Annotated in this window: 19 protein-coding genes and 1 pseudogene; 17 read left to right on the forward strand and 3 right to left on the reverse strand. The window is 63.7% G+C overall.

Annotated elements, in window-relative coordinates:
* Positions 1-5 precede the first annotated feature (5 nt).
* Positions 6-1,760, forward strand: a complete 1,755-nt coding sequence (locus LVY71_RS09675; protein ID WP_235099580.1) for a DUF2793 domain-containing protein — start codon at positions 6-8, stop codon at positions 1,758-1,760.
* A 268-nt stretch (positions 1,761-2,028) separates the two neighbouring features.
* Here the strand turns inward: LVY71_RS09675 and LVY71_RS09680 are convergent, their stop codons facing one another.
* Positions 2,029-3,036 carry an acyltransferase family protein gene (locus tag LVY71_RS09680; protein WP_235099581.1) on the reverse strand — a complete coding sequence of 336 codons (1,008 nt, stop codon included), beginning with the start codon at positions 3,034-3,036 and terminating at the stop codon, positions 2,029-2,031.
* Positions 3,037-3,212: 176 nt separating this feature from the next.
* Between LVY71_RS09680 and LVY71_RS22870 the strand changes: the two genes are divergently transcribed.
* The 16 genes and pseudogenes from LVY71_RS22870 to LVY71_RS09755 form a co-directional block, all read left to right on the forward strand.
* Positions 3,213-3,344, forward strand: coding sequence for a hypothetical protein (locus LVY71_RS22870; RefSeq protein ID WP_283842517.1), 132 nt, complete (start codon positions 3,213-3,215; stop codon positions 3,342-3,344).
* 1 nt (position 3,345) lies between these two features.
* A complete protein-coding gene (locus LVY71_RS09685) occupies positions 3,346-4,146 on the forward strand; it encodes a glycoside hydrolase family 108 protein (protein WP_235099582.1) in 801 nt (266 codons plus the stop codon).
* Complete coding sequence (locus tag LVY71_RS09690) at positions 4,133-4,747, forward strand: 3TM-type holin (protein ID WP_235099583.1); 615 nt, start codon at positions 4,133-4,135, stop codon at positions 4,745-4,747. Before LVY71_RS09685 ends, LVY71_RS09690 begins: the two co-directional genes overlap by 14 nt.
* A 98-nt stretch (positions 4,748-4,845) precedes the next feature.
* Positions 4,846-5,547: a response regulator transcription factor gene (locus tag LVY71_RS09695; RefSeq protein ID WP_235099584.1), complete on the forward strand. Its 702-nt coding sequence runs from the start codon at positions 4,846-4,848 to the stop codon at positions 5,545-5,547.
* Entirely contained in the window at positions 5,537-6,952 is a 1,416-nt protein-coding gene (locus tag LVY71_RS09700) for an ATP-binding protein (protein WP_235099585.1), read from the forward strand. Before LVY71_RS09695 ends, LVY71_RS09700 begins: the two co-directional genes overlap by 11 nt.
* Positions 6,953-7,082: 130 nt before the next feature.
* Positions 7,083-7,358 carry a DUF1902 domain-containing protein gene (locus tag LVY71_RS09705; protein WP_235099586.1) on the forward strand — a complete coding sequence of 92 codons (276 nt, stop codon included), beginning with the start codon at positions 7,083-7,085 and terminating at the stop codon, positions 7,356-7,358.
* Positions 7,355-7,549: a type II toxin-antitoxin system HicA family toxin gene (locus LVY71_RS09710; RefSeq protein ID WP_235099587.1), complete on the forward strand. Its 195-nt coding sequence runs from the start codon at positions 7,355-7,357 to the stop codon at positions 7,547-7,549. The genes LVY71_RS09705 and LVY71_RS09710 overlap by 4 nt, the downstream gene beginning before the upstream one ends.
* A 154-nt stretch (positions 7,550-7,703) precedes the next feature.
* On the forward strand, positions 7,704-9,116 hold the full coding sequence (locus tag LVY71_RS09715) for a hypothetical protein (RefSeq protein WP_235099588.1): 1,413 nt from the start codon (positions 7,704-7,706) through the stop codon (positions 9,114-9,116).
* 195 nt (positions 9,117-9,311) lie between these two features.
* The gene (gene ccmI, locus LVY71_RS09720; protein ID WP_235099589.1) at positions 9,312-10,409 is read left to right on the forward strand and encodes a c-type cytochrome biogenesis protein CcmI; all 1,098 of its coding nucleotides are present in this window, start codon (positions 9,312-9,314) and stop codon (positions 10,407-10,409) included.
* Positions 10,410-10,414: 5 nt separating this feature from the next.
* Positions 10,415-10,888, forward strand: coding sequence for a cytochrome c maturation protein CcmE (ccmE, locus tag LVY71_RS09725; protein ID WP_235099590.1), 474 nt, complete (start codon positions 10,415-10,417; stop codon positions 10,886-10,888).
* Complete coding sequence (locus LVY71_RS09730; protein WP_235099591.1) at positions 10,885-12,876, forward strand: heme lyase CcmF/NrfE family subunit; 1,992 nt, start codon at positions 10,885-10,887, stop codon at positions 12,874-12,876. Before ccmE ends, LVY71_RS09730 begins: the two co-directional genes overlap by 4 nt.
* Before the next feature lie 5 nt (positions 12,877-12,881).
* On the forward strand, positions 12,882-13,382 hold the full coding sequence (locus LVY71_RS09735) for a cytochrome c-type biogenesis protein (protein ID WP_235099592.1): 501 nt from the start codon (positions 12,882-12,884) through the stop codon (positions 13,380-13,382).
* 169 nt (positions 13,383-13,551) lie between these two features.
* Positions 13,552-15,150 (forward strand): Do family serine endopeptidase, encoded by a 1,599-nt coding sequence (locus tag LVY71_RS09740; protein ID WP_235099593.1) that lies wholly within the window; start codon positions 13,552-13,554, stop codon positions 15,148-15,150.
* A gap of 471 nt (positions 15,151-15,621) precedes the next feature.
* Positions 15,622-16,347, forward strand: a complete 726-nt coding sequence (locus LVY71_RS09745; RefSeq protein ID WP_283842518.1) for a response regulator transcription factor — start codon at positions 15,622-15,624, stop codon at positions 16,345-16,347.
* Positions 16,331-17,776 (forward strand): sensor histidine kinase, encoded by a 1,446-nt coding sequence (locus LVY71_RS09750; RefSeq protein WP_235099595.1) that lies wholly within the window; start codon positions 16,331-16,333, stop codon positions 17,774-17,776. Before LVY71_RS09745 ends, LVY71_RS09750 begins: the two co-directional genes overlap by 17 nt.
* An 11-nt stretch (positions 17,777-17,787) precedes the next feature.
* Positions 17,788-20,670 (forward strand): annotated as a pseudogene (locus LVY71_RS09755) (bifunctional [glutamine synthetase] adenylyltransferase/[glutamine synthetase]-adenylyl-L-tyrosine phosphorylase); the annotation flags it as partial.
* On the opposite strand, the gene LVY71_RS09760 reads toward LVY71_RS09755, so the two are convergent.
* Both LVY71_RS09760 and LVY71_RS09765 read right to left on the reverse strand, forming a co-directional pair.
* Complete coding sequence (locus tag LVY71_RS09760) at positions 20,591-23,050, reverse strand: sensor histidine kinase (RefSeq protein WP_235099596.1); 2,460 nt, start codon at positions 23,048-23,050, stop codon at positions 20,591-20,593. The pseudogene LVY71_RS09755 and the gene LVY71_RS09760 overlap by 80 nt on opposite strands.
* Positions 23,051-23,256: 206 nt before the next feature.
* Complete coding sequence (locus LVY71_RS09765) at positions 23,257-24,624, reverse strand: cation diffusion facilitator family transporter (protein WP_235099597.1); 1,368 nt, start codon at positions 24,622-24,624, stop codon at positions 23,257-23,259.
* Between the last annotated feature and the right edge of the window lie 51 nt (positions 24,625-24,675).

Here is a 24,675-nt window from a genome sequence, read left to right on the forward strand (position 1 = left end):
CACCCATGACAAACACATTCCATCTCGGGATGCCTTTCATCGAAGGCAGCCAGGCGCAGAAACACGTCACGCATAACGAGGCATTGCGGATTCTGGACGCCGTGATCCAGATCGGCGTGCGCGACACCGACCGGACGTCGCCGCCGCCGACGCCTGCGGAGGGCGACCGGCACATCGTCGCAACCGGCGCCACCGGAGCATGGACCGGGCAGGCCGATGCGGTCGCGGTCTACGAAGACGGCGCGTGGCGCTTTCTCGTGCCGAAGCTCGGCTGGTGCGCATGGTCCGACGCCGATGCCGCGCTGCTGGTCTATGACGGCGCAACATGGACCGATGTCGTCAGCGGAGGGGGCGGCTCCATGCCGGACAGCATGCCGCTGCTCGGAATCAATGACACCGCGAACGATCCGAACCTGCTGACGGTGAAATCCAACGCGGCGCTGTTCGATGCCATCGCGGTGGCCGACGGCGGCACCGGCGACATGCGGGTGCAGATCTCCAAGGAAGATTCTTCCGGCACCGCGTCGGTGGTGTTCTCCAACGCATTCTCCGGCCGCGCCGAGTTCGGCCTTGTCGAGTCTGATGCGTTCAAGCTCAAGGTCTCGAATGACGGATCGGCCTTCATCGAGGCGCTGGCCATCGACCAGGCCACGGGCAACGCCGCGTTGTCGCGTGGTTTCGCTCTGACCGGCGTGATCTCGCCATCGCAGCTCACGTCGAACCAGGACAACTACAATCCCGCGGGCATCGCGTCGGCATCGGTGCTCAACCTGTCGTCCGATGCCTTGCGCAGCGTGTCGGGTCTGGCTGGCGGCGAAGAGGGCCGCATCGTCAGCATCATCAATACCGGCAGCCAGATTATTTCGCTGCTCAACGAAAGTGCGTCATCCACGGCGGCCAATCGTTTCGCGCTGGGTGGCGATGTTGCGATCAACGCGAAGCAGGCCGCACTGCTGCGTTACGACAGCGCCGCCGCGCGCTGGGTCGCGCTCGCGCGGCCCGACGGCCGCGATGTGCTTGCGGCGAACAGAACCTATTATGTCCGCAGTGACGGCAGCGACGGCAATGATGGGTTGTCGAATTCATCGGGCGGAGCATTTTTGACGATTCAGAAAGCAATCAACGTTGTCGCGGCGCTCGATCTCAACGGCAAGGCGGTGACGATCCAGGTCGGAGGCGGCACCTATTCCGGCGGTGTGAGCGTCTCAACACCGTTTGTCGGCGGCGTGCCGCTGCTGCAAGGTGATGCCGCCACGCCGGGCAACGTCGTCATCAGCGTCACCGGCAATGCCATCCATGTTTCCAATGGCGCAGAACTCAGCGTGGGCGGGTTCAAGCTGGTGACGGCCACCGCCGGCAACGGCCTGAACACGACCGGCGCGGGGCGGATCAACGTCGTCGGCAAGATGGAATTCGGCGCCTGCGCCACGGCTCACATGCACAGCAGCTACGCCGGCCAGATCGCGGTGTCCGCAGACTACACGATTTCCGGCGGCGCGCTTTATCATTGGTGGAGCGAAACAGCGGGCGGATCGATCGCCGTGATCGGCCGGACCGTCACGCTGAGCGGCACGCCGGCGTTCACGGCATTCGCGAACGCAACCATCGTCGCCCAGATCGTGGCTGTCTCGAATACATACTCGGGCTCCGCGACAGGATCGCGATATTCCGCCACGCTGAATGGCGTCATCCTGTCATCCGGCGCGACATTGCCTGGCTCGACGGCGGGCTCCGTGTCGACGGGCGGGCAATACAACTAATATTATTATCAATAATGGGGATGGTGCCAATCACCAGTGCTGATCGCGCCCGCATGTCCCTCATCGACAGCATGGAAGCCTCGCTGAAGTGCGGCGCGCTCCGAACGTCCCGCCTGTCACCGCGTGAGGAAAAGCACCATCATCGCTCATTTGGCCGATGCGCAACTCGCGGGGGCTATCGACACGCGACAGTACACCAGCAGGAGAGATAGCGCGCTCTGGACCAGCCGGCGATAAATGCCGATAGCCCTGAAACGGTATCTGTGATTCAGGCTATGGGAGCCGATCCAGCTGTGGTGCTCGCGCCTGAGTTGCGCTTCCATCTGCGCAACACGGCTGAAATCAGTGTTTTGTAGAAGGCCACTTCTGCAACACCAAATAGCGTCCCGGCGATCAGGGATGCAGCAAAGGACATAGCAGTTAGGAGTGCGGTTGATAGACCGAAGGTTTTTAGCGCGGCCAACAAGGCAACGATCACGCTAAAATGTGTCAGATAGATTCCATAGGACGCGTCCCCAAGGATCATTGCGATTTGCGGCACCTTTACCAAGCGGGCGGATGCCATCATGACCGATGACAGGAATACGGCATAGAGAAGGGCCTGAGAGACAAGCGAGACGGCCAACACAATTTGGCTTGCCGCGAACGCGATGAGGGCAATGATCATATAGCAGGCGGGTTCGATCTTTTCGAGCCTATCAAAGTTGATGGCGCACAGCAGCCCAACCGCAAAAAACTGGTTGTAGCGCGAGATCGGAATAAGCCATCCCGGCTGAGCAACGTCAGAGGTAATTGCATAGCCACTGGCGAGATGGATCAAGAGCAGCCATCCGATGACCGATATGGTTAGTGCTTTATCGGACATCCTGATCGCGAAAACGCAGGCCGCCAACGCGTAGAAGAAAATCTCATAAATGAGAGTCCAGTACGGAAGGTTGAACGGTGTCAGCTTGTCGGTGGGGAGGAGAAGCGCTGTCCAGATATCAAAGCTGAGCGGAGCGATGGTTGCGGCGACTGCACATGCCATCCAGTAGGACGGGTAGATTCTGAGAAATCGACGCGTAATAAATTCGGTGGTGGACATTTTTCTGTTCGTGCCGATCACGAACCCGCTGATGCAGAAAAACATCAATACGCCGATGTATCCGAAATCAAATTTTAGGATCGATTTGTAATCCGATACGGCCGCGATCGAAGACATTACGATCGAGTGTTGAACCAGAACACAAATCGCCGCGATGCCGCGGAGTGCCTGAATCCCCGGATAGAATTGCATTCAAACACCCAACATCCGGCTACGACGCTGCAAAATAAGGTTGCAAAAACTGCCACAGCTTACCTATGCGGGCATGCGTTCGCAAGGCGAGCGGGCCCGGGCTGCGCCTGAATACACTGAGAACCTTGCGCAACCCATCCCGCCCTCGCGGGCCGCTTTCCTATGGAGAATCTGAAATGACGCTCGGTTCATTGCGTGATCGCCTTGCCGTGCCTTTGGAATGGATCACGGCGCGCGTCGGTGCGCATCCGAAGACCGCGCTGATCGTCTGGATCGTGTCGCTCGCCGTCGCCGCGTGGGTATTCTGAGATGGCGGCGGCGTCTTATGAGGCTGCGCTGGCGCGCCTGTTGAAGGATGAGGGCGGCTATGGCGATCATCCGTCCGATCCCGGCGGGCCGACCAATTTCGGCATCACGCTGGCCGATGCGCGACGGTACTGGAAAGCGGGGGCCACCGCCGCCGACATGCGCGCCATGCCGCAAAGTGTGGCGCGCAACATCTATCGTGCGCACTATTGGGACGCGCTGCGCTGTGACGAGCTTCCCGCCGGGGTCGATTACGCGGTGTTCGATTACGGTGTGAATTCCGGCGTGGGCCGCGCCGGCAAGGTGCTGCGGCGGATGCTCAAGCTGTCCGACCGCACCAGCGCGGTGAGCGATGACGTGATCGCAGCATTGGCGAAAGCAGTACCAGGCGATCTGGTGATCGCGATCTGCGCCGAGCGTCTCGCGTTCCTGCAATCGCTGAAGACGTTCTCCGTGTTCGGGCGTGGCTGGACCGCGCGCGTGAATGGTGTGCGTGCCGCAGCTCTTGCGATGGCGCACAGTCGCGCGTCTGCGCCGGCCGCAAGCACATCTGCGGAAACTTCATCAGGCAAGGCCGTGGTGCCTGCGACAAGTCCGGCTGGTCCTGCGTCCGCCGGCGCGGTGATCGCGGCGGGGACGGCAAGCGCCGTTGCAACGTCGCGCATTGAGATCGCCGCGATTGTTGTCGCAGCCGCGGCGATTGCGGCGCTCGTGATCTTTTTCATCTGGCGCTGGCGCAGCCGCGCGCATCAGGAGGCGGCGGTGATACCGTCCGCAGAAAGGACATCCAATGGACTGGGGTGACATTGCAAAGCAGGTGATCGGCCTCGGCGCGCCCATTCTCGGAACCGCGCTTGGTGGTCCGCTCGGCGGCGCCGCGGGAAAGATTCTCGCGGAAGTGATCGGCGCGACGGACACGACGCCGGAAGCGGTGGGCAAGGCGCTCGCGACATCAAGCGCGGACCAGATCGCGCAAGCCGAGAACGCATGGGCGGAAGCCCTGCGCGCGGAAGCCGAGGCCGCGGGCCGTTCCGTCGCGGAGACGCAGGCGACCATCCGCGCGGAACTCGCCAGCGAGGACGCACTGCAACGCTGGTGGCGTCCGCTGTACGCGTTCGAATTAACCTTTGAATGCGCCGCGCTGTGGATTGTTCTGGTTCACGAATTCTGGACCGGCGACATGGGGGCGATTAACGCCCTGATCGGCGCGACGGGTCTGCTGGTCGCCTATTGGGGTTTCCGTTTCGGCGTGCTGGGCGTTTATGTCAGCGGGCGGACCCGCGAAAAGGTCTGCATCGCCACCGGCCAGGATTCGCCCGGCGTCCTTGGCGGCGTTCTTGGCCACCTTGTCACATCGGTCGCCGGGAAGGCCGCGGGCAAGGCGGCGAGTGTGACGAAAAAGTAATCTTGGAAGCTCTCCGGGGTGCAATTTCGTTCATCAAGCATTCAGCGCCGCGCCGTTCATGTTAGCGTCAGTTTAGAGGCAAACGTGCGGAGACTGTCTTGCGCCTTCTTGTTGTTGAAGATGATCCGGATCTCAACCGCCAGCTTACGACGGCTTTGTCGGATGCAGGCTATGTGGTGGACCGCGCGTTCGATGGCGAGGAGGGGCACTTCCTCGGCGACAGCGAGCCCTACGACGCCGTGGTGCTCGACATCGGCCTGCCCAAGATGGACGGCATCTCGGTTTTGGAAGCATGGCGCCGCAACAAGCGCACCATGCCGGTGCTGATCCTCACCGCGCGCGACCGCTGGAGCGACAAGGTGCAGGGCTTCGATGCCGGCGCCGACGACTATGTCGCCAAGCCGTTTCATCTCGAGGAAGTGCTGGCGCGGATTCGTGCGCTGCTGCGGCGAAGCGCGGGCCATGCGCAGTCCGAACTGACCTGCGGGCCGGTGATGCTCGATACCCGCACCAACCGCGTCAGCGTCAACGGCAATCCGATCAAGATGACCTCGCATGAGTACCGGCTGCTGGCCTATCTCATGCACCATTCCGGCCGCGTGGTGTCGCGCACCGAACTGGTCGAGCATCTGTACGATCAGGACTTCGACCGCGACTCCAACACGATCGAAGTCTTTGTCGGCCGCATCCGCAAGAAGCTCGACGTCGACATCATTCAGACCGTGCGGGGCCTCGGCTATCTGCTGACGCCGCCGCCCGTGACTGTTGCGCCGCCGCCACCCGCAACCGATGCGCGCTAAATCTCTCGCGACACGACTGTTTCTGTCTGCGACGGCCTGGGTGGTGGTGATCCTGCTCATCACCGGCATTATCCTGTCTTCGGTGTACAAGCGCTCGGTGGAGCGCGCCTTCGACCGCCGGCTGAATTTCTATCTGCGCACCCTGATCGCCGAAGCGGCGCAGCCGGACGATCCCGCGGACAAGAACGACAAAACCGACAAGGGCGACAAGTCCGCGGACCGCTCGGTGCAGTCGCTGGGCGAGCCGCTGTTCGAATTGCCGCTATCCGGCTGGTACTGGCGCATGGCTCGGGTCGACGGCGACAAGCCGGAGGTGCGGGCCTCGCGCTCGCTGTGGGACGCCACGCTGCCGAAGCTCGAGGATATGGGGATCGAGCTGGATCAGTCCGGCGTGCGGCTCGCCTATGTGAAGGGCCCCGAGGACCAGCACCTGCGCATGGTGGAGCGGCCGGTCGATCTCGGCACCGAGGGAAAATATCTCGCCTCCGTCGCCGGGGACGCCACCGAGATCGACGACGAGACCTGGGCGTTCAACACCTATCTCGCCGCCACCTTCGCAGCGCTGACCGTCGGCCTTCTGCTCACCACGATTTTTCAGGTGCGGTTCGGCCTTGCGCCGCTCAAGCGCATTTCCAGTTCGCTGGCGGCGATCCGCTCCGGCGATGCCGAGCGGCTGGAAGGGGAGTTTCCCGAGGAAATCGCGCCGCTGGCGCGCGAGACCAACGCGCTGCTCGATGCCAATCGCGCCATTGTCGAGCGCTCGCGCACCCATGTCGGCAATCTCGCCCACGCCATCAAGACGCCGCTGTCTGTCATCGTCAACGAGGCGGGGACCCACGGCCTCGATCCGTTCGCGATGAAGATCCTCGAACAGGCCGACATCATGCGCGATCAGGTCGCGCATCATCTGGAGCGGGCGCGCATCGCCGCGCGGGCGCAGACCATCGGCACCGTGACCGAGGTCGCGCCGGTGATCGGGGCGCTGGCCCGGACCATGGAGAAGATTCACCGCGACCGCGATATTCTGATCGACGTAGACGCGGCGGCCGGCGCAAAGTTTCGGGGCGAGCGGCAGGACCTCGAGGAGATGACCGGCAACCTGGTGGACAACGCCTGCAAGTGGGCCGAACAGCAGGTGCGTATCGAGGTTCTGCTGGAACTGACGCCCGGCGGTCCGCTCAACCCGACGCTGCGAATCATCGTGGACGACGACGGGCCAGGGCTGTCACCGGAGCAGCGGGTTCAGGTGGCGGGCAGGGGGCAGCGGCTGGACGAGACCAAGCCCGGTTCGGGCCTTGGCCTGTCCATTGTGACCGACCTCGCGGCCCTCTACGGCGGCAGCCTCAAGCTCGGTGCCGCACCGATCGGCGGCCTGCGGGCGGAACTGGTGCTGCCGGGGGTGTAAGAGTCGCTTCAAATCAACGTGTTAGAGGTGACGCCGATCTTAATTCCGTATGGACGCGGCTAACTATGGTTTAATGCGTTGTCCCGCATGCTCGCGGGCATACTTGTCTGGACTCGACAGGACTGCTTTGATGACCGCCATTCCTTCCGGGGGCGCAGTAAAAATGGGACATCTCATCGTCGTTCGAGCGACCTGGGATAACGAAGCGGACGTGTGGACGGCGGAAAGCACCGATCTGCCCGGTCTCGTGACCGAAGCCTCCAGTCTCGATGAACTGGACGCGAAACTGCCGGGTCTCATTCGCGATTTGATGGACGTGGACGAAGCCGATGATGGGTTCGACGTCCCGGTCGAAGTGATTGCCACCTTCTCTCGACGGGTCAGGGTCGGCGCCAAGGCTGCATGAAAAGCCTTACGCCAGAGCTGAAGAAGCTTCTGCTGCAGGCGAATTGCTTTTTTATCCGTCAGGGGCGGGGTGATCACGAAATCTGGGAAAGCCCGATTTCCGGCATCCGCTTCACCGTCGATAACAACATCAAATCGCGGCATACCGCCAACGTGGTCCTCAAGCAGGCCGGCCTCCCCAAACACTTCTGATGCCTGCGTTGCCGGGCATCGGCGGAGCTGTTGCCGACTGTAAACGGCGCGAAATCCTCCCCCAATCACGTCCTCAACCCCAAATTAACGACGCTCCGGCTAAGAAACCCGGTGGGGTGCCTTGTCGGGCGGCCAGGGGTAAGCGTTTGGGCGCATGAGCCAATCGTCGATCGAGCGGTTGAAGGACTATCTCGGGCAATTGCCGCCGAAGGCGCAGGCCCTGCTGATGCGCGAGTTCGAGCGCTCCATCGAGCGCGGCGAGGACGTCGCCGTTGCCAATTTCGTGCTCGAACAGTTGCGCAGCATCGTCCGCGCGCCCAGCGAGGACATGACGCCCCGAACCGAAGATCCGATGCGGCGGGTGTTTCGCCCCCTTGAGCCGTTTCTCGTCGAAAACGTCCCCCATATCCGGCCCGGCCAGATCCGGCGCGCGTCGCTCGGTCCGGTCTGGCTCTGGCTCGGACGCGAAGGCTGTCCCGAAGCCGTCCGCACCTTCGAGGCCGCAGTGGCGGGCGGTGCGGCGGACAATGCTGCCGCACGCGCCCTTCAACTCGCGGCTGCCGAGGCGATTGCCAGCGTCACCGGCAACCTGACGGGCGGCGAGCGCCAGCGCACCCTTGGCCGTCTCGGCGCGACCAGCGTGGTGGAGGACATCGCCTCGATCGGCGCCGTCCTGAGCGCCTGCGACTCGCTGGAAAAACTCAATCACAAACTGCCCGGCCAGATGCGGGCGTTCGGCGAATCCCAGATCCGGTCGGTGATGGCAGCGCTCAATCTGCCTTCGCTGCAAACACCGCAGGTGCTGCCGTTCGCCGTCGCGCTGGTGATGAACCGGCTCGCCGCGCCGTGGCAGATCGTCCGCCTCGGCATCATGATGGCCGCGTCCGATGACGAGATCCGCGTCGCGGGCACGCCGTTCGGCATCACCGTGACCATGGCGATCCACGATCTGTCGCGCCTGGCCGCCGAACTGCGCAGCGACATCAAGCGCGGCCACTTCAACGACACCTCCAACAATCTCAAGACGCTCCATGACGGCGTTCGCGGCCTGCGCACCGAACTCGACATCCGTTCGGAGTCGGCGTGGGGCAAGCAACTGGCCTCGATCCGTTCCGAGATTTCCAATTCGCTGCAATCCGAGATCGACAGCGTGCCGGGCCGCGTGCGCCGGCTGCTGCGGCAGGGGCCGGACAAGGACGTGACCTCGGCGAACCGGATCGATCCGGTGGATATCGAGGAAACCGCCGCGCTGATCGACTTCGTCGCGGTGTGTCGCACCTATGCCAGTGAACTGGCGATCAACGAGGTGTCGCTGCGCGCCTATACCGAATTGCAGCACTACGTCGAGAAGGCCACAGAGACGCTCGTGGAATCGCTCCGTACCCACGATCAGCGGGTGCGGGCCTACCGCCTGATGCAGATGCAGGCCGCGATCCGCTTCTGCGACGTGCTGTTCGGCCCGGACTACGCTTCACTGATGAGCAAGGCCGCCGAGATGGCCCGGCCGGTCGAACGCAAGGCCGCCGAGGACGCGAAGTCCGAGCGCAAGCCCTCCAAGGCAGGTTGATCCAGCGCAACGTCGTTCCGCGCTTCGCGCTTTATTCCCTTGCTAGCTTCCTCCCGCTGAAAAGCCTGCAATGCACCCCGGAATCCCCTTGAATTCGTGCCGGAAATGTCAATTGCACGGGTCCATCAGCCGTGGTGTAACCCGGCCCGGAATGGCCGCTTTTGGCGGTTCTAGTGTTACCGGGAACCATCTGGAATGACGCTCTGGTTCGTGTTCGCGCTGATGACGGCTGCCGCGGTCTTTGCCGTGCTGTGGCCGCTCGGGCGTGGCTCCGGTTCCGCGGAGGGCAGCGAGGCCGCGGTCTACAAGGACCAACTCGCCGAGGTGCAACGCGATGCCGCGGCCGGCATGATCGGCGTCAATGAGGCGGAAGCCGCGCGCATCGAGATCAGTCGCCGTCTGCTTGCTGCATCCGATGCCGAGACCGGGGCGTCGTCATCGTCGAACGCTTTTTTCCGCCGCGCCGTCGCTGTGATCGCGCTGGCCGGATTGCCGCTGGTGGCTATCGTGCTCTATGCGCAATTCGGTTCGCCGTCGCTCGGCGACTTTCCGCTGGCGGAGCGCGCCCGCACATCGGTCGCGACCGCGTCGATGGACAAGCTGGTGGCGCAGGTCGAAACCCATCTGGAAAAGAATCCGACTGATGGCCGCGGCTGGGAAGTGCTGGCGCCGGTGCTGACCAAGATCGGCCGCTTCGACGACGCGGTGCGCGCCTGGCGCAACGCCATCACCTACAACGGCGAGAGCGCGTCGCGCCGCGCCGATCTTGGCGAAGCGATGGTGGCGGCCGGCGGCGGCGTCGTCACCGCCGAGGCCAAGGCCGAGTTCGACCGCGCCATCGCGCTCGATCCGAACGAAGTGAAGGCGCGCTATTTCGTCGGTCTCGCCGCCGAGCAGGATGGCCGCAAGGACGATGCCGCGAACGTGTGGCGCGCGATGTTGGCCTCCGCGCCCGCTGATGCGCCGTGGCGTCCGCTGGTGCAGGGCGCGCTGGCGCGGGTCGGCGCGGTTGCGCCGAAATTGTCGGACGAGGCCATCGCGAGCGCCAAAAGCATGAGCGAGGGCGACCGTAACGCGATGATCCGCGGCATGGTCGATGGCCTCGCCACGCGATTGAAGGACAACGGCAACGACGTGGACGGTTGGTTGCGTCTGGTGCGCGCCTATATGGTTCTCGGCGAGCGCGACAAGGCGCAAGCGGCGCGCGGCGACGCACGGCAAGCAGTGGGCAGCGATGCCACGCGGTTGCAGCAGTTGAACGACGGCCTCAAGAGTCTTGGACTGGACGGATAATTCTTATGACGCGCAAACAGCGGCGGTTGACGTTGATCGGGTGTTCGCTCGCGGTGCTGGCGATCGCGGCCGGACTGGTGCTCAACGCCCTGCGTGATTCCATTTTGTTCTTCTCGACGCCGACCATGGCCGTGGAAAAGCATCTCCAGCCGGGTCAGCGCTTTCGCCTCGGCGGCATGGTGCGCGAGGGATCGCTGGTGCGCGGCGACAAGCTTCAGGTGAAGTTTGACGTCACCGACGGAAATGCCACGCTGCCCGTGGCTTATCAGGGCATCTTGCCGGATCTGTTCCGCGAGGGGCAGGGCATCGTGTCCGAAGGCGCGCTCGACGCCAGCGGCGTGTTCAAGGCCGATACGGTTCTTGCCAAGCACGACGAAACCTACATGCCGAAAGCCGTCGCGGAGGAACTGAAAAAGACCGGGCACTGGAAGGATGACTACGAGAAGAAGTCACCCGGGGTGCAGGGAAGCGCGAAATGATCGCGGAAGCCGGACATTTCGCTCTCGTTCTCGCTCTGGCGCTGGCGCTGATCCAGTCGGTGGTGCCGGTGATCGGCGCGCGGCTGCGCGATCCGGCGCTGATGAATGTGGCGCGCTCCACCGCGCTGGTGCAGTTCGTGTTCGCGGCCTTCTCGTTCGCCGCCCTGACGTGGCTGCATATCACGTCGGATTTCTCGGTCGCGAATGTCTACGAGAATTCGCATTCGCTGAAACCGCTACTCTATAAAATTACCGGCGTGTGGGGAAACCACGAAGGCTCGATGCTGCTGTGGGTGCTGATCCTCGCGCTGTTCGGTGCGATGGTGGCGGCCTTCGGCAACAATCTGCCGCGCTCGCTGCGGGCGCTCGTGCTGGCTGTGCAGGCATGGGTCGGCACCGCGTTCTATCTTTTCATTCTCGCCACCTCGAATCCGTTTCTGCGCATCGCCAATCCGCCGATCGAGGGCCGTGACCTCAATCCGATCCTGCAGGACATCGGCCTCGCGATCCATCCGCCGATGCTCTACCTCGGCTATGTCGGGTTTTCGATTTCGTTCTCCTTCGCAGTCGCCGCGCTGATCGAAGGCCGCATCGATGCCGCCTGGGCGCGCTGGGTGCGGCCGTGGACGCTGATGGCGTGGATCTTCCTCACCCTCGGCATCGCGATGGGCTCTTACTGGGCCTACTATGAGCTCGGCTGGGGCGGCTGGTGGTTCTGGGACCCGGTGGAGAACGCCTCGCTGATGCCGTGGCTTGCCGGCACCGCGCTGCTGCATTCGGCGGTGGTGATGGAGAAGCGCGAGGCGCTGAAGGTCTGGACCATCCTGCTCGCGATCCTGACGTTTTCGCTGTCGCTGCTCGGCACCTTTCTGGTGCGCTCCGGCGTGCTGACGTCGGTGCACACCTTCGCCAGCGATCCGGCGCGCGGCGTGTTCATTCTCATGATCCTCTGCCTGTTCATCGGCGGCAGCCTCAGCCTCTATGCGTGGCGGGCCACCGCGTTGAAGCAGGGCGGGCTGTTCGCGCCGATCTCGCGCGAGGGCGCGCTGGTGCTGAACAACCTGCTGCTGACCACGGCGTGCGCCACCGTTCTGGTCGGTACGCTGTATCCGCTGGCGCTGGAGGTTCTCACCGGCGACAAGATCTCGGTCGGCGCGCCGTTCTTCAATCTGACGTTCGCGCCGCTGTTCCTGCCGCTGCTGCTGGCAGTGCCGTTCGGCACGCAACTGGCGTGGAAGCGCGGCGACATTGTCGGCGCGGCGCAGCGGCTCACGGCGGCGGGCATCGTCTCGCTGGTGACGATCGCCGTGCTGTGGGCATGGACGCGCGGCGGCGGTGCCTTCGCACCGCTGATGATCGGCATAGCGATCTTCGTCATTCTCGGCGCAGTAACCGACATCGTCGAGCGCATTCAACTGTTCCGCACGCCGCTCGCCACGTCAATGAGCCGGGCACGCGGCCTGCCACGCTCGACATGGGGTTCCGCCTTCGCGCATGCGGGCCTTGGCGTCGCGCTGATCGGTATCGTCTGCGAGACGACATGGAACAGCGAGAGCATCGCCTCGATGCGTCCGAACGACGTCGTCACCGTCGGCGGCTATCAGGTCAAGCTCGACGGCCTGACGCAGCAGCAGGGACCGAATTATCGCGAGGCCATCTCGCGATTCACGGTGGCGCTGGACGGCAGGACCGTCGGCGTGATGTCGCCGTCGAAACGCAGCTTCACGACGCGTGGCATGTCCACCAGCGAGGCGGCGTTGCTGACGCGCGGCGTCAGCCAGCTCTACATTTCGCTCGGTGATACCAACGCGGACGGATCGGTGGCCGTGCGCATCTACCACAAGCCGCTGGTGCTGCTGATCTGGTTCGGGCCGGTGCTGATGGCATTCGGCGGTTTCCTGTCGCTCACCGACCGGCGGCTGCGCGTCGGTGCGCCGAAGCCTGCGAAAGCCACGAAGACCGCCGGCGCGTTGCAGGCGGCGGAGTAGTCACGATGACACGCATCCGTTTTGCGCTGTTTGCGATCATGCTGGCGCTGATGCCGTCGGTGTCCCACGCCGTGCAGCCCGACGAGATCATGGCCGATCCGGCGCAGGAGGCGCGGGCGCGCAACCTGTCGCGTGAACTGCGCTGCATGGTCTGCCAGAATCAATCCATCGACGATTCCGACGCGCCGCTGGCGCGCGATCTGCGTCTGCTGGTGCGCGAGCGCATCGCCGCTGGCAATACCGATCAGCAGGTGATGGATTTCCTGGTCGCGCGCTATGGCGAATTCGTGCTGCTCAAGCCGCGCGTGGAAGGCCAGACGCTGATCCTCTGGCTGATTCCGCCACTGGCGCTTGTCGGCGGCGGATTCGCGCTGTGGCTTGGGAATCGCCGCCGCAGGCAGCGCGTCGCAAGCGAGGAGGGTGCGTCATTCCAACTCACCCCCGAGGAAGAGGCCCGAATCGAGAAGTTGATTGCCGGTGAGGAACCCGCAAAAAAGCCGGTTTGACAGGCATTTAACGCGCATTGCGAAGGCCGTTCCGGGCCTTGTTTTTATTACAAAACATTAATTCCCCCGACAGAGCACGGTAAGGCCGCGTCCTCCATCTTCCAGAGCACAGGTGCAGACAGCACCGCGAGATTTTCCGCCCCTCGTTTCGCTCTCCTGGAGATGTTTCATGACCGACCGTCCGACCGACTTTTCGAAGCTCCCATCCTATACCGCGCCGCGCCGTTCCATTTTCTCCGCGCGCAAGTTCGCGCTGATGGCTTCGGTCGTCGCGGGTCTGGGCGTTGCAACTTATGGCCTGACCCCCTCCAATAACTTCGATCTCCTGACCACGACTGCGCATGCGCAGGTCAACAAGGAGGTCCGTCAGGTTCAGCAGCCGGTTGGTTTTGCCGATATCGTCGAGCGGGTGAAGCCGTCGGTGATTTCGGTACGCGTGAAGATCGCAGAAAAGCAGGTGTCGAGCGACAGCGCCGACAATGGTGATAATCCGTTCCCGCCCGGTTCGCCGATGGAGCGCTTCTTCAAGCGCTTCGGCGGTCCGGATGGATTCCCCGGCGGTCGCGGCGGCCGTGGCGGACGCGGCGGCGGTCAAGTGACCGGCCAGGGTTCGGGCTTCTTCATCTCGGCTGACGGTTTCGCCGTCACCAACAACCACGTCGTCGACGGCGCGGACAAGGTTGAAGTCACGACCGATGACGGCAAGACCCACACCGCCAAGGTGATCGGCACCGATCCGCGCACCGACCTCGCATTGATCAAGGTCGATGGCGTCAGCAACTTGCCGTTCGCCAAGCTTTCCGACGGTCAGCCGCGCATCGGCGACTGGGTGCTGGCGGTCGGCAATCCGTTCGGCCTCGGCGGCACCGTGACCGCGGGCATCGTTTCGGCACGCGGCCGTGACATCGGCAACGGACCCTATGACGATTTCATCCAGATCGACGCGCCCGTGAACAAGGGCAACTCGGGCGGCCCGACCTTCAACACCGAAGGCGACGTCGTCGGCGTCAACACCGCGATCTACTCGCCGTCGGGCGGCAGCGTCGGCATCGCCTTCGCGATCCCGGCCTCCACGGTGAAGAGTGTCGTGCAGCAGCTCAAGGACAAGGGCTCGGTCAGCCGCGGCTGGATCGGCGTCCAGATCCAGCAGGTGACGCCTGAGATCGCCGACAGCCTCGGCCTGAAGAAGACCGAAGGCGCGCTGGTTGCCGAGCCGCAGCCCAACGGTCCGGCCGCGAAGGCCGGCGTTGAATCCGGCGACGTCATCACCCGGGTCAACGATCTGCCCGTCAAGGATGCGCGCGAACTGGCGCGGACCATCGGCGGCATGGCTCCCGGCCAGACCGTGAAGCTGGTTGTGGTCCACAAGGGCCAGGACAAGATTCTCAGCATGACGCTCGGCGAGTTGCCGAATGCCAAGCAGGCCAAAGCGGATACCGACCAGAACGATGACGGTGGCGGCAAGGCCACGCGAGGCAGCGTCACCGTGCCGAACCTCGGTCTGACGCTTGCTCCGGCGACCAGCGTCGCCGGCGCGGGCAAGGAAGGTGTGGTGGTGACCAATGTCGATCCGAACAGCCCGTCGGCCGAGCGCGGTTTCAAGGAAGGCGACGTGATCGTCGAAGTCGCCGGCAAGCTGGTCTCGACGCCGGGCGAGGTTCGCGAGGCGATCACCGCCGCGCGCGCCGACAACAAGAACAGCGTGCTGGTCCGTGTGAAGTCCGGCGACTCGTCGCGCTTCGTCGCGATGCCGGTGGCCAAAGGTTAACCGTCCGCGCGAGCGGACGAGAGATGGGGAGTTGTCGCCGGCACATTCGCCCCCGCCGACGGCTCCTTCCCGGGGACGGGCCTTAAAAACCCGTCCCTTGAAACCAGTGTGGTGGTTCGCAAGTCCGCGTCAGTCCTGCAGCGCGTTCTTTTGCGGACTTGCGAACCGAAACCACACTGTAATTATAATTTCTGGTGTCCTGAATCCGAAGTTCGCTACGGAAGATGCTGCAAAGTAAGGCGAACTTCGGGTTCAGGACACCAGAGCATCGCGCCACACGTATTTCAGGCGCGATGCTTGGATTGCTCTCGATGGAAAACGCCCCCCTCCGTCGAGTGCAGGCACGATCGCACTCCAGTCGGTCGTGCACGGCGGGCGGTGAAGTCCCCCAGCTTCACCGCCCGTTTTCTTCTCAGGGCGAACCTGCGCGAGGTGACGTGCGTTGCCTTGCATCAAAACGGTCATCGCGCCATGCTGCACCAAAGCTCCGTTGTTCCGACCCAGACCGAATCACAGATGCGATTGCTTATCGTTGAAGACGACCGCGAGTCTGCCGACTATCTCGTGAAGGCGTTTCGCGAGGTTGGCCATGTCGCCGATCTCGCCAGCGACGGCGAGGAGGGCCTCGCGCTGGCCGAATCCGGCGAGTACGACGTGCTCGTGATCGACCGCATGCTGCCGAAGCGGGACGGACTGTCGATCATCGGCACCCTGCGCGGCAAGGGCAATCACACACCGGCGCTGATCCTGTCGGCGCTCGGCCAGGTCGATGACCGCATCAAGGGCCTGCGCGCCGGTGGCGACGACTATCTGCCGAAGCCTTATTCATTCGCGGAACTGCTGGCGCGCGTCGAGGTGCTGTCGCGCCGTCACGGCGGGCCGTCCGAGGAGACGACCTATCGCGTCGGCGATCTCGAACTCGACCGGCTTTCGCATCAGGTCAAGCGCGGCGCCACCGAGATCACATTGCAGCCGCGGGAATTCCGGCTGCTCGAATATCTGATGAAGCACGCAGGGCAGGTGGTGACCCGCACCATGCTGCTCGAGAACGTGTGGGACTATCACTTCGATCCGCAGACCAATGTGATCGACGTCCATATCTCGCGGCTGCGCTCCAAGATCGACAAGGGACACGATCGTCCGCTGCTGCACACCATTCGTGGTGCCGGATACATGATCCGTGACGGCATTCGGTAAACTTGTCCGGACCACTGCGTTTCGCCTGACGCTGGTCTACCTGTTCCTGTTCGCGCTATTCGCGGCGTCGCTGCTGGGCTACTTCGCCTGGAACACGCGGCGCATGATCACCGAGCAGATCGTCGAGACTGTCAATTCCGAACTCAGCGAACTCACCGACCAGTATACGCGCAACGGCCTGCGTGGACTGGTCTCCGCCGTCGAAGGCCGAGCGTTGCGTCCGGGCGCGAACCTGTATCTCGTCACCACGCCGCAGGGGCAGGGCGTCGCCGGTAACGTCGCCTCGCTGGCGCCGGGCATCATGGACCATCCCGGCTGGGCCGAGACGTTCTACAAGCGGCTCGAAGAAAACGATGCCAACACCAAAAGTCATTTCGCGCTGGTGAAGGTGGCGCAACTCTCCGGCGGCTTCCGGATTCTGGTGGGCCGCGATCTGGAAGAGCGGCGGCGGCTGTTCGGCATTGTGGCCAAGGCCGCGCAATGGTCGGTGCTGATCGTGGTCGTTCTCGGCCTCGGCGGCGGCGTGTTCGTTGCGCGCCGCGTGCTGCGCCGGATCGACGCCATGACCGGCACCACGCAGCGGATCATGGCGGGCGATCTCGCCGAGCGCTTGCCGGTCGGGCGCAGCGGCGACGAAATCGACCGGCTCGCTGAAAATCTCAATGCCATGCTGGAGCGTATCGAGGCGCTAATGGCCGGGCTCAAGGAAGTGTCCGACAACATCGCCCACGATCTCAAGACGCCGCTGACGCGGCTGCGTAATCGCGCCGAGGACGCGCTTGCGAAATCCAGCAACGAGGGCGAATATCGCGCGGCGCTGGAACGGACCATCGAAGAATCCGACGGCCTGATCCGCACTTTCAATGCGCTGCTGATGATCGCGCGCGCGGAATCTGGTCAGGCCCGTGACAACATGACCGACTTCGACGCGGGGGAAGTGGCCCACGGCATCCACGAGCTTTATGAGCCGCTGGCAGAAGACAAAGGCATGACGCTTTCGGTCTCGGCCGATACCGCGACGATCCACGGCAATCGCGAGCTCATCAGCCAGGCGCTCGCGAACCTCGTCGAGAATGCCATCAAGTATGGCCAGCCGGTCACCACGCCGCTGGAAAGCGCGGCGGACGGGTCGGACGCTGCTGCGAAACCGTCCGATATTCTGATCGAGGCGCGGCGGAACGGGGATAATGTTCTTCTCAGTGTCACAGACCATGGGCCTGGCATTCCAGAGGCCGACCGCCAGCGTGCGGTGGAGCGGTTTGTCCGGCTGGAAGCCAGCCGCACTCAGCCCGGCTCTGGGCTTGGTTTGAGTCTGGCATCGGCTGTCGCGACGTTGCATGGTGGCGGCCTGCGACTCGCCGACAGTCAGCCGGGGCTGCGCGTGACGCTTGTGATCCCGAGCCGGGGCGTGGAACAAAATAGCGTATGAGTTCAGCTGTGATGGGCGGCGCAGGCCGTCCCACTCTGGCGGCCCGTTTCGTGGCCGGACCGAAATTGTCCGCGGCCTCCGAAGCCGAGCGGCGGCTGGCGGACTGGCTGGGCGATTGCCCGCCCGAGGCCGCGAACGCGCTCAGGGACATCGTGGCTTCTTTCCCTTACGCCAAGGCGATCCTCGAGGGCGTCGCCGAAGCTTCGCCCTATCTGTTCGATCTGATGCGCGCGGATGCGGGCCGCGCTGTGCGGCTGTTTCAATGCGATCCGGACGATCATCTGGCGGCGCTGATCGGCAAGACGGTGGCCGATGTCGCCGCTGCCGCGAGCGAAGCCGACATCATGACGTCGCTACGCCGGATGAAGTCCGAGGCGGCGCTGCTGATCGCGCTCTGCGATATCGGCGGCGTGTGGCCGGTGATGCGGGTAACGCGGGCGCTGACCGACATCGCGGTGACGTCGGTGCAGTGCGCCATCCGTTTCCTGCTCAAGCAGGAGGCCGCGCGCGGGCGCTTGCTGCCGCCCGATGCCGAGCATCCCGAGGTCGGCAGTGGCCTCGTCGTTCTTGCCATGGGCAAAATGGGTGCGGGGGAACTGAACTATTCCAGCGACATCGATTTGATCGTCTTCTACGAACTCGATGCGACGACGTTGGCGGAAGGCATCGAGCCGTCGCCGTTCTTCGTCAAGGTGGCCCAGGGCCTGTCGCGGCTGCTGCAACAGCGCACCGCCGATGGCTATGTTTTCCGCGTCGATTTGCGGCTGCGGCCCGATCCCGCATCCACGCCGGTGGCGATCTCGACCGCGGCGGCACTGCATTACTACGAACGCGAGGGGCGCACCTGGGAGCGCGCCGCCATGATCAAGGCGCTGCCCTGCGCGGGCGACCTGAAAGCCGGCGATGCGCTGGTCGCGGAGATTTCGCCGTTCGTCTGGCGCAAGCATCTGGATTTTGCGGCGCTCACCGATGTCCACGACATGAAGCGCCAGATGCAGACATTTCGCGGCCAGAACGAGATTTCCGTCGAGGGGCATAACGTCAAGGTCGGGCGCGGCGGCATTCGCGAGATCGAGTTCTTTGCCCAGACCCAGCAACTGATCGCGGGCGGGCGACATCCAGAATTGCGCGTGCGTCCCACGCTGGAAGCGCTCAACATTCTCGCGCAGAGCAACTGGATCACGCCTCAGGCGCGCGATGAACTGACTCTGGCCTACGATTTCCTGCGCCGGGTCGAGCACCGGCTGCAGATGGTGGCAGACGAGCAGACCCATGCGCTGCCGGAAGAGATGGAAGCCGTCGAGCGCTTCGCGCGTTTCTTCGGGTATGACGATCGTGCCTCTTTTGCGAAAGACCTGCTGGCGCATCTCAACTGCGTGCAGAACCACTATGGTCGCCTGTTCGAGGGCGACCCCACCGGCACCGAGAAGCTGCCCGATGTAAATTACGGCGCGGGCCCGGATGACAAGGCGCTGCTCGAGCATCTCCTCAACCTCGGCTTCAAGAAGCCGAAGATGGTGGCGGAAACCGTCCGGCACTGGATGAATGGCGAGTATCGCGTGTTCAGGGTGGACGCGACGCGGCAGGCGTTTCGGGAATTCGTTCCCGACTTGATGCGCGGCCTGTCGCGCGCCGAGGAGCCCGATGACGGCGTGGTGGCGTTCGACCGCTTTCTCCAGGCCTTGCAGCGGGGCGGGCGGCTGATTTCGCTGCTCAGCCAGAACAAGGAGCTGGTCGCGCTGGTGGCGCTCGTGCTCGGCGCCGCGCCGCGCCTGAGCGACATGCTGGCGCGCCAGCCGCAGATCATGGACGGGCTGATCGATCCGCGCTTCTTCGGTGCGATGCCGGATCAGGGCGAACTGTCGGCACGGCTCGCGGCCACATTGTCCGATGCGAACTCCTATGAGGAGTTCCTCGATCGCCTACGGCTGTTCGGGCAGGAAAGCCTGTTCCTGATCGGCACCCGCATCCTGTCCGGCACGGTGTCGGCGCAGCAGGCTGGCATCGCTTTCGCCGATGTCGCGGAGGGCATTGCGCATACGATGGATGTTCTGGTGCTGAAGCAGTTCGCCGAACAGCACGGGCGGATCAAGGATCAGGAAACCGCCATCGTAGCGATGGGCAAGCTCGGCAGCCGCGAGATGACCGCGTCATCCGATCTCGACCTGATCCTGATCTACGATTTCGACCATGAGGCTCCTGATTCGGATGGCGCGCGGCCGCTGCACGGCTCGCAGTATTTCGCGCGGCTGACCCAGCGGCTCATCAGCGCCTTTACCACCCGCACCAACTTTGGCGTACTGTACGAGGTCGACATGCGGCTGCGGCCGTCGGGCCGCGCGGGACCGCTGGCGTCGCGCATCGACGCTTTCGCGGAATATCAGGAGCACGAAGCCTGGACCTGGGAGCACATGGCGTTGACCCGGGCGCGAGTCATCTCCGCGACGCCTGCATTCCGCAGCAAGATCGAGGCGGTGATCCGCGACGTGCTGACGCGCCGGCGCGAGACCGGCATCATCGCCAGCGACGTGCTGGAAATGCGCCGTGCCATCGCCGAGGAAAAGGGCGAGAACGATATCTGGGACCTGAAGAATGCCGCCGGCGGCATGGTCGATATTGAATTCATCGCGCAATATCTCCAGCTCGTTCACGCGGCGGACAAGCCGGATATTCTCAACGTTAGCACCGTGCAGGTGCTGGAGAATGCGGCGCGGCTCGGGGTGCTGCCGCAATCCGACGCCGACATTCTGCGCGCGGCGTCACGGCTCTATCATGACCTGACGCAGATCATCCGGCTTTGCGTGGTCGGGAAATTCAAACCGGAAACAGCCGGGGAGGATCTTCTGCGCGTGCTGACGCGGGCTGGAGACGCTCCGGACTTTTCGTCGCTCGAGGCGCGCGTGCGGGAGACGCAGAGCGGCGTGCGCGAGGTTTTCCTGGCGCTGCTTGAGGGACGGCCTCGGCAATAATACTCGGCGCAGCGTGTTCGCGGTGGCCGCACGGCAGTGTCACGCATACGATGGTGCCGACGCCGAGCCGGGAGCGCAGTTTCATCGACCCGCCGTGCAGATTGGCAAGTGACTTGGCGATGGCGAGGCCAAGCCCCGAGCCGTGATAGCTCTTGGTCAACTGGCTTTCGACCTGCTCGAACGGGCGGCCGAGCTTGACCAGCGACTGCGGCGCGATGCCGATGCCGCTGTCGGCGATGGTCAGCATCACCGACTTGTTGATCATGCGACTGCGCACCGTGATCTTGCCGCCGTCCGGCGTGAACTTCACCGCGTTGGACAACAGGTTGACCGCGATCTGCTTCATGGCGCGGCGATCGGCGAGGATCGGAATCGCGCCGCGAATATCGGAATTCACCGTCAGGTTCTTGTTCTCGGCGCGGCCGGATACCACCCGCAGGGATTCGGTGAGCGTTTGTGCGAGATCGAGCGGCTCGTAGTCGAGCTTCATGCGTCCGGCTTCGATCTTCGACATGTCGAGGATGTCGTTGATGACGTCCAGCAGATAGTTTCCGCTGGTCATGATGTCGTTGCAGTATTCCTGATATTTCTCGGAGCCGAGCGCGCCGAACATTCCGCTGCCCATGACCTCCGAGAAGCCGATGATGGCATTCAGCGGGGTGCGTAATTCGTGGCTCATGTTGGCCAGGAATTTCGACTTGGTCTGGTTGGCTTCCTCGGCGCGGTTTTTCTCGTCGGCATATTTCTGCGCCAGTTCGGCCAGCAACTGAGCCTGACGCTCGAGCTCGGTCTGGGAGCGCTTGAGATCGATCACGTTGGCGGTGAGGCGAAGATCGTTGTCGATCAGCTTCTGTTCATGCAGCTTGATCTGGGTGATGTCGGTTCCGACCGAGACATAGCCGCCGTCCTTGGTGCGTCGCTCGCTGATGTTGAGCCAGCTTCCGTCATCCAGTTGCGCCTCGAAGGTGCGTGCGCCGGGCTCCGGCGAATTCGGCAGCCGGGTGCGGATTTCCGGCATCCTGCCGACCTTGCTCACGGTCTCGTAGGAGGTGCCTTGCTTGACCGCGGAGTCGGGGAGCTTGTGCAAGCGTTTAAAGTGCGAATTGCAGAGGACGAGGCGGTTGTCGGCGTCCCACAGCACGAACGCTTCCGGGATGGTCTCGATGGCGTCGCGCAGGCGCAGGTCGGCTTCGACCGTCTTCTCGGCAAGGCTTTTCTGCTCGGTGATGTCGACCGCGATGCCGATCAGATGGCTCCCGTTGTCGTTCGGTCCCTGACTGAGCTCGCACCGCACGCGCAGCCAGATCCAGTGGCCGTTGGCGTGGCGCATCCGGAACGTCTGATCGATATGGTCGAGCTTTCCGGCGACCAGTTGATCGGCGATCACGAACAGGTCGATGTCGTCCGACATCACCAGCGCATTGACCTCGCCGAACGTCAGCAGGTCGCTGCGACCTTCCAACCCGAGCAGTTCAAACATCGACTGCGACCAGAAGATGCGTCCGCGCGACAGATCCCAGTCCCACAATCCGCAGCGGCCGCGGTTCAGCGCGGTATCGATTCGCGAGCGCACGGCATCGTTGATGAGGTCGCCTTCGCGGGCGCGGGTCGATTGCCAGTGAAATGCGAAGCCGAGGATCAGCACCACGAAGCCGGTAGTGGCGGACAATGTGATCTGCAGCGCAGCGTCGGAGCGCCACGGCGATTCAATCTGCTCCTGAATGACGACGACCTGTCCGGGCAGCGATTTGATCGCGCGCTGGGTGGCAAGGGCGTGGGGAGTGCCCGGCAACTCGATTTCGACCACGCCGCTCTGGCTTCCTCGCAGGGTCAGCAATTGCGTGGCGCTTAGCACATCGAGCAGGCGTCCCGCATCTTCGGTATTTTCGTCGGCGGGAATGCGCGCGATGATGTGTTGTCCTTCGCCGGTGACGATGACATGGCGGCCGGCGGCGATGCCCCACGAGGGCACCAGCCCGGGCAGCATGTTTTGAAACCGCTCGCTCGGCGCCGCGCGATCCTGCCGCGTCAGAACGATACGGTCGAGGCGTTCCGCCAGCACATCCGCCAGCGCCGACAGGTCACGCTTCAACGAAGCGCGCTTCTGCCGGGTCTGATCGAGAACCTGGACGAAAGCGCCGATGCAGATGGTGACGAGGAAGGCGATGATGAGGGTGGGAACGGCGCGGCGGAGAGTCGATTCCGCGATCAGCAGGCGGTGGTAAGCCGGCTTCGCAATCGACTGTGCCATTCCTTTGATCGAATCGGATTGGACACACGTCGTCGCTGCGTGCGAACGCGCCATTCCTCGCCCCTCGTATTTTCTTGTCTGCACCCCATTCGGTAAGGCTTTCCCCATCCTTTCCGAATCACAAGTCGATTTGAATCCACTTTTCCCACGCTGTCGAGAGTCAACGAATCGTTAATGCAAAATAAATGTTGTCCCAAGGAAATTTGGACTCGTTTTGTGCGTGTGAGTTGAGTCCGAAACGAGAACGTGGCGCGTGCGCGCTAACGCGCGGGCTCGGCGTGGCTGATGACGCGCTTCACGGATGGGAACGCATGGCGCAGGGCGCGCTCGATCTCGTCGACTTTCTCATGCACGTCGATGACGCTCATTGAGGGCACCGCGCGGCAATGGAAATTGACGATCTCGCCCGCGTCGGTATCGCGGACCCGCACATTGTGCACGTCGTGGATCGCGCCGCCCTCGGCGGCGAAGCGCGACAGTGCCCGCTGAACGGTCTCGACTCGCCCCGGTGCGGCGTCGCTGCCGAGCGGAAGCTCCGGCTCGAGCGGTTCGATGTGGGTATCGACCTCGGCGTCGGCGCCGAACTCCTCGCGGATCGAGGCCTCCAGCCGATGCGCAATATCGTGGGCGTCCTTCAGCGGCATGTCGCCATCGACCTCGAGGTCAATGCTGACGGTCAGCTTTTCGCCGAGGTCGTGAACCGTCACATGATGGATAGCGAGACCGGAGTTGCGGGCGATCACCATGATTCGCTCGCGCACGCTCTCATTGCTGTGCGCGACCGGGGTGGCAGTGAAGGTCAGGTCGGCGTCGTGAAGGGCTTCGCTCACCGCATCCTGCGCCTTGCGCTTGATGTCGTCGATGCGGTCGATCGGGTAGGTGCGGGGCACATGCACCGTGGCATCGACGAAATGCCGCGCCCCCACCATCCGCACCCGCAGCCGTTCCACATCGACCACGCCGGGAATTCCGCGGATGGCCGCCTCGGCCTTCTCGGATGCGCCGTCCGGTGCGCGGTCCAGCAGCGTCTCGATGGTGGACTTGCCGAGCCGCAGGCCCAGGATCGAGATCAGAACAGCGACCGCGATGGCGGCGCCGGAATCACCCCACGCATAGCCCAGCGCGGTGAGGCCCAGGCCGGCGATGACGGCGAAGGAGCCGAGCACGTCGGACGCGAAATGCAGCGCGTCGGCTTCCAGCGCCTGGCTCTTGGTATCCATCGCGGTCTTGTGGAGCGCCCGCGCGCGCCAGAAATTCACGGCGATGTCCACTACCAGCACGACGAATGGCAGCGCCGACAGTGTCGGCGGCGCGGCGCCCTCGCGCAGCCGACCGTAAGCCTCGACCACGATGCCGCCGGCCAGAATGTAGAGCAGGGCGATCACGCCGAGCGCGGAGAGGCTTTCCAGCTTGCCGTGGCCGTAGTGATGTTCCGCGTCGGCGGGCCGGTCGGAAATCCGCACCACGATCCAGGTGATGACCGTGGCGATGAGATCGACCGAGGAGTGCAGCGCTTCCGAGATCAGCGCGATACTGCCGATGGCGATGCCCACGGCGAACTTGATCGCCGCCATGCTTGCGCTGGCGACGATTGAAATCGCGGCTACCTGTTGCTTGACTGCGCTCATCGGCCCCTCGTCAATGCGCGGGTCTTGTCACGGTCCGCTGCCAAGCGTCAA

Source organism: Bradyrhizobium sp. G127, from assembly GCF_021502575.1.
Taxonomy (GTDB): Bacteria; Pseudomonadota; Alphaproteobacteria; order Rhizobiales; family Xanthobacteraceae; genus Afipia.

Excerpts from the sequence above, each read along its gene's own strand:
- LVY71_RS09760 (WP_235099596.1), bottom strand. The coding sequence starts at position 23,050 with ATGGCGCGTTCGCACGCAGCGACGACGTGTGTCCAATCCGATTCGATC.
- LVY71_RS09705 (WP_235099586.1), top strand. The coding sequence starts at position 7,083 with ATGACCGCCATTCCTTCCGGGGGCGCAGTAAAAATGGGACATCTCATC.
- LVY71_RS09685 (WP_235099582.1), top strand. The coding sequence starts at position 3,346 with ATGGCGGCGGCGTCTTATGAGGCTGCGCTGGCGCGCCTGTTGAAGGAT.
- LVY71_RS09680 (WP_235099581.1), bottom strand. The coding sequence starts at position 3,036 with ATGCAATTCTATCCGGGGATTCAGGCACTCCGCGGCATCGCGGCGATT.
- LVY71_RS09745 (WP_283842518.1), top strand. The coding sequence starts at position 15,622 with ATGCTGCACCAAAGCTCCGTTGTTCCGACCCAGACCGAATCACAGATG.
- ccmI (WP_235099589.1), top strand. The coding sequence starts at position 9,312 with ATGACGCTCTGGTTCGTGTTCGCGCTGATGACGGCTGCCGCGGTCTTT.
- LVY71_RS09710 (WP_235099587.1), top strand. The coding sequence starts at position 7,355 with ATGAAAAGCCTTACGCCAGAGCTGAAGAAGCTTCTGCTGCAGGCGAAT.
- LVY71_RS09730 (WP_235099591.1), top strand. The coding sequence starts at position 10,885 with ATGATCGCGGAAGCCGGACATTTCGCTCTCGTTCTCGCTCTGGCGCTG.
- LVY71_RS09715 (WP_235099588.1), top strand. The coding sequence starts at position 7,704 with ATGAGCCAATCGTCGATCGAGCGGTTGAAGGACTATCTCGGGCAATTG.
- LVY71_RS09765 (WP_235099597.1), bottom strand. The coding sequence starts at position 24,624 with ATGAGCGCAGTCAAGCAACAGGTAGCCGCGATTTCAATCGTCGCCAGC.
- ccmE (WP_235099590.1), top strand. The coding sequence starts at position 10,415 with ATGACGCGCAAACAGCGGCGGTTGACGTTGATCGGGTGTTCGCTCGCG.
- LVY71_RS09735 (WP_235099592.1), top strand. The coding sequence starts at position 12,882 with ATGACACGCATCCGTTTTGCGCTGTTTGCGATCATGCTGGCGCTGATG.
- LVY71_RS09740 (WP_235099593.1), top strand. The coding sequence starts at position 13,552 with ATGACCGACCGTCCGACCGACTTTTCGAAGCTCCCATCCTATACCGCG.
- LVY71_RS09675 (WP_235099580.1), top strand. The coding sequence starts at position 6 with ATGACAAACACATTCCATCTCGGGATGCCTTTCATCGAAGGCAGCCAG.
- LVY71_RS09700 (WP_235099585.1), top strand. The coding sequence starts at position 5,537 with ATGCGCGCTAAATCTCTCGCGACACGACTGTTTCTGTCTGCGACGGCC.
- LVY71_RS09690 (WP_235099583.1), top strand. The coding sequence starts at position 4,133 with ATGGACTGGGGTGACATTGCAAAGCAGGTGATCGGCCTCGGCGCGCCC.
- LVY71_RS22870 (WP_283842517.1), top strand. The coding sequence starts at position 3,213 with ATGACGCTCGGTTCATTGCGTGATCGCCTTGCCGTGCCTTTGGAATGG.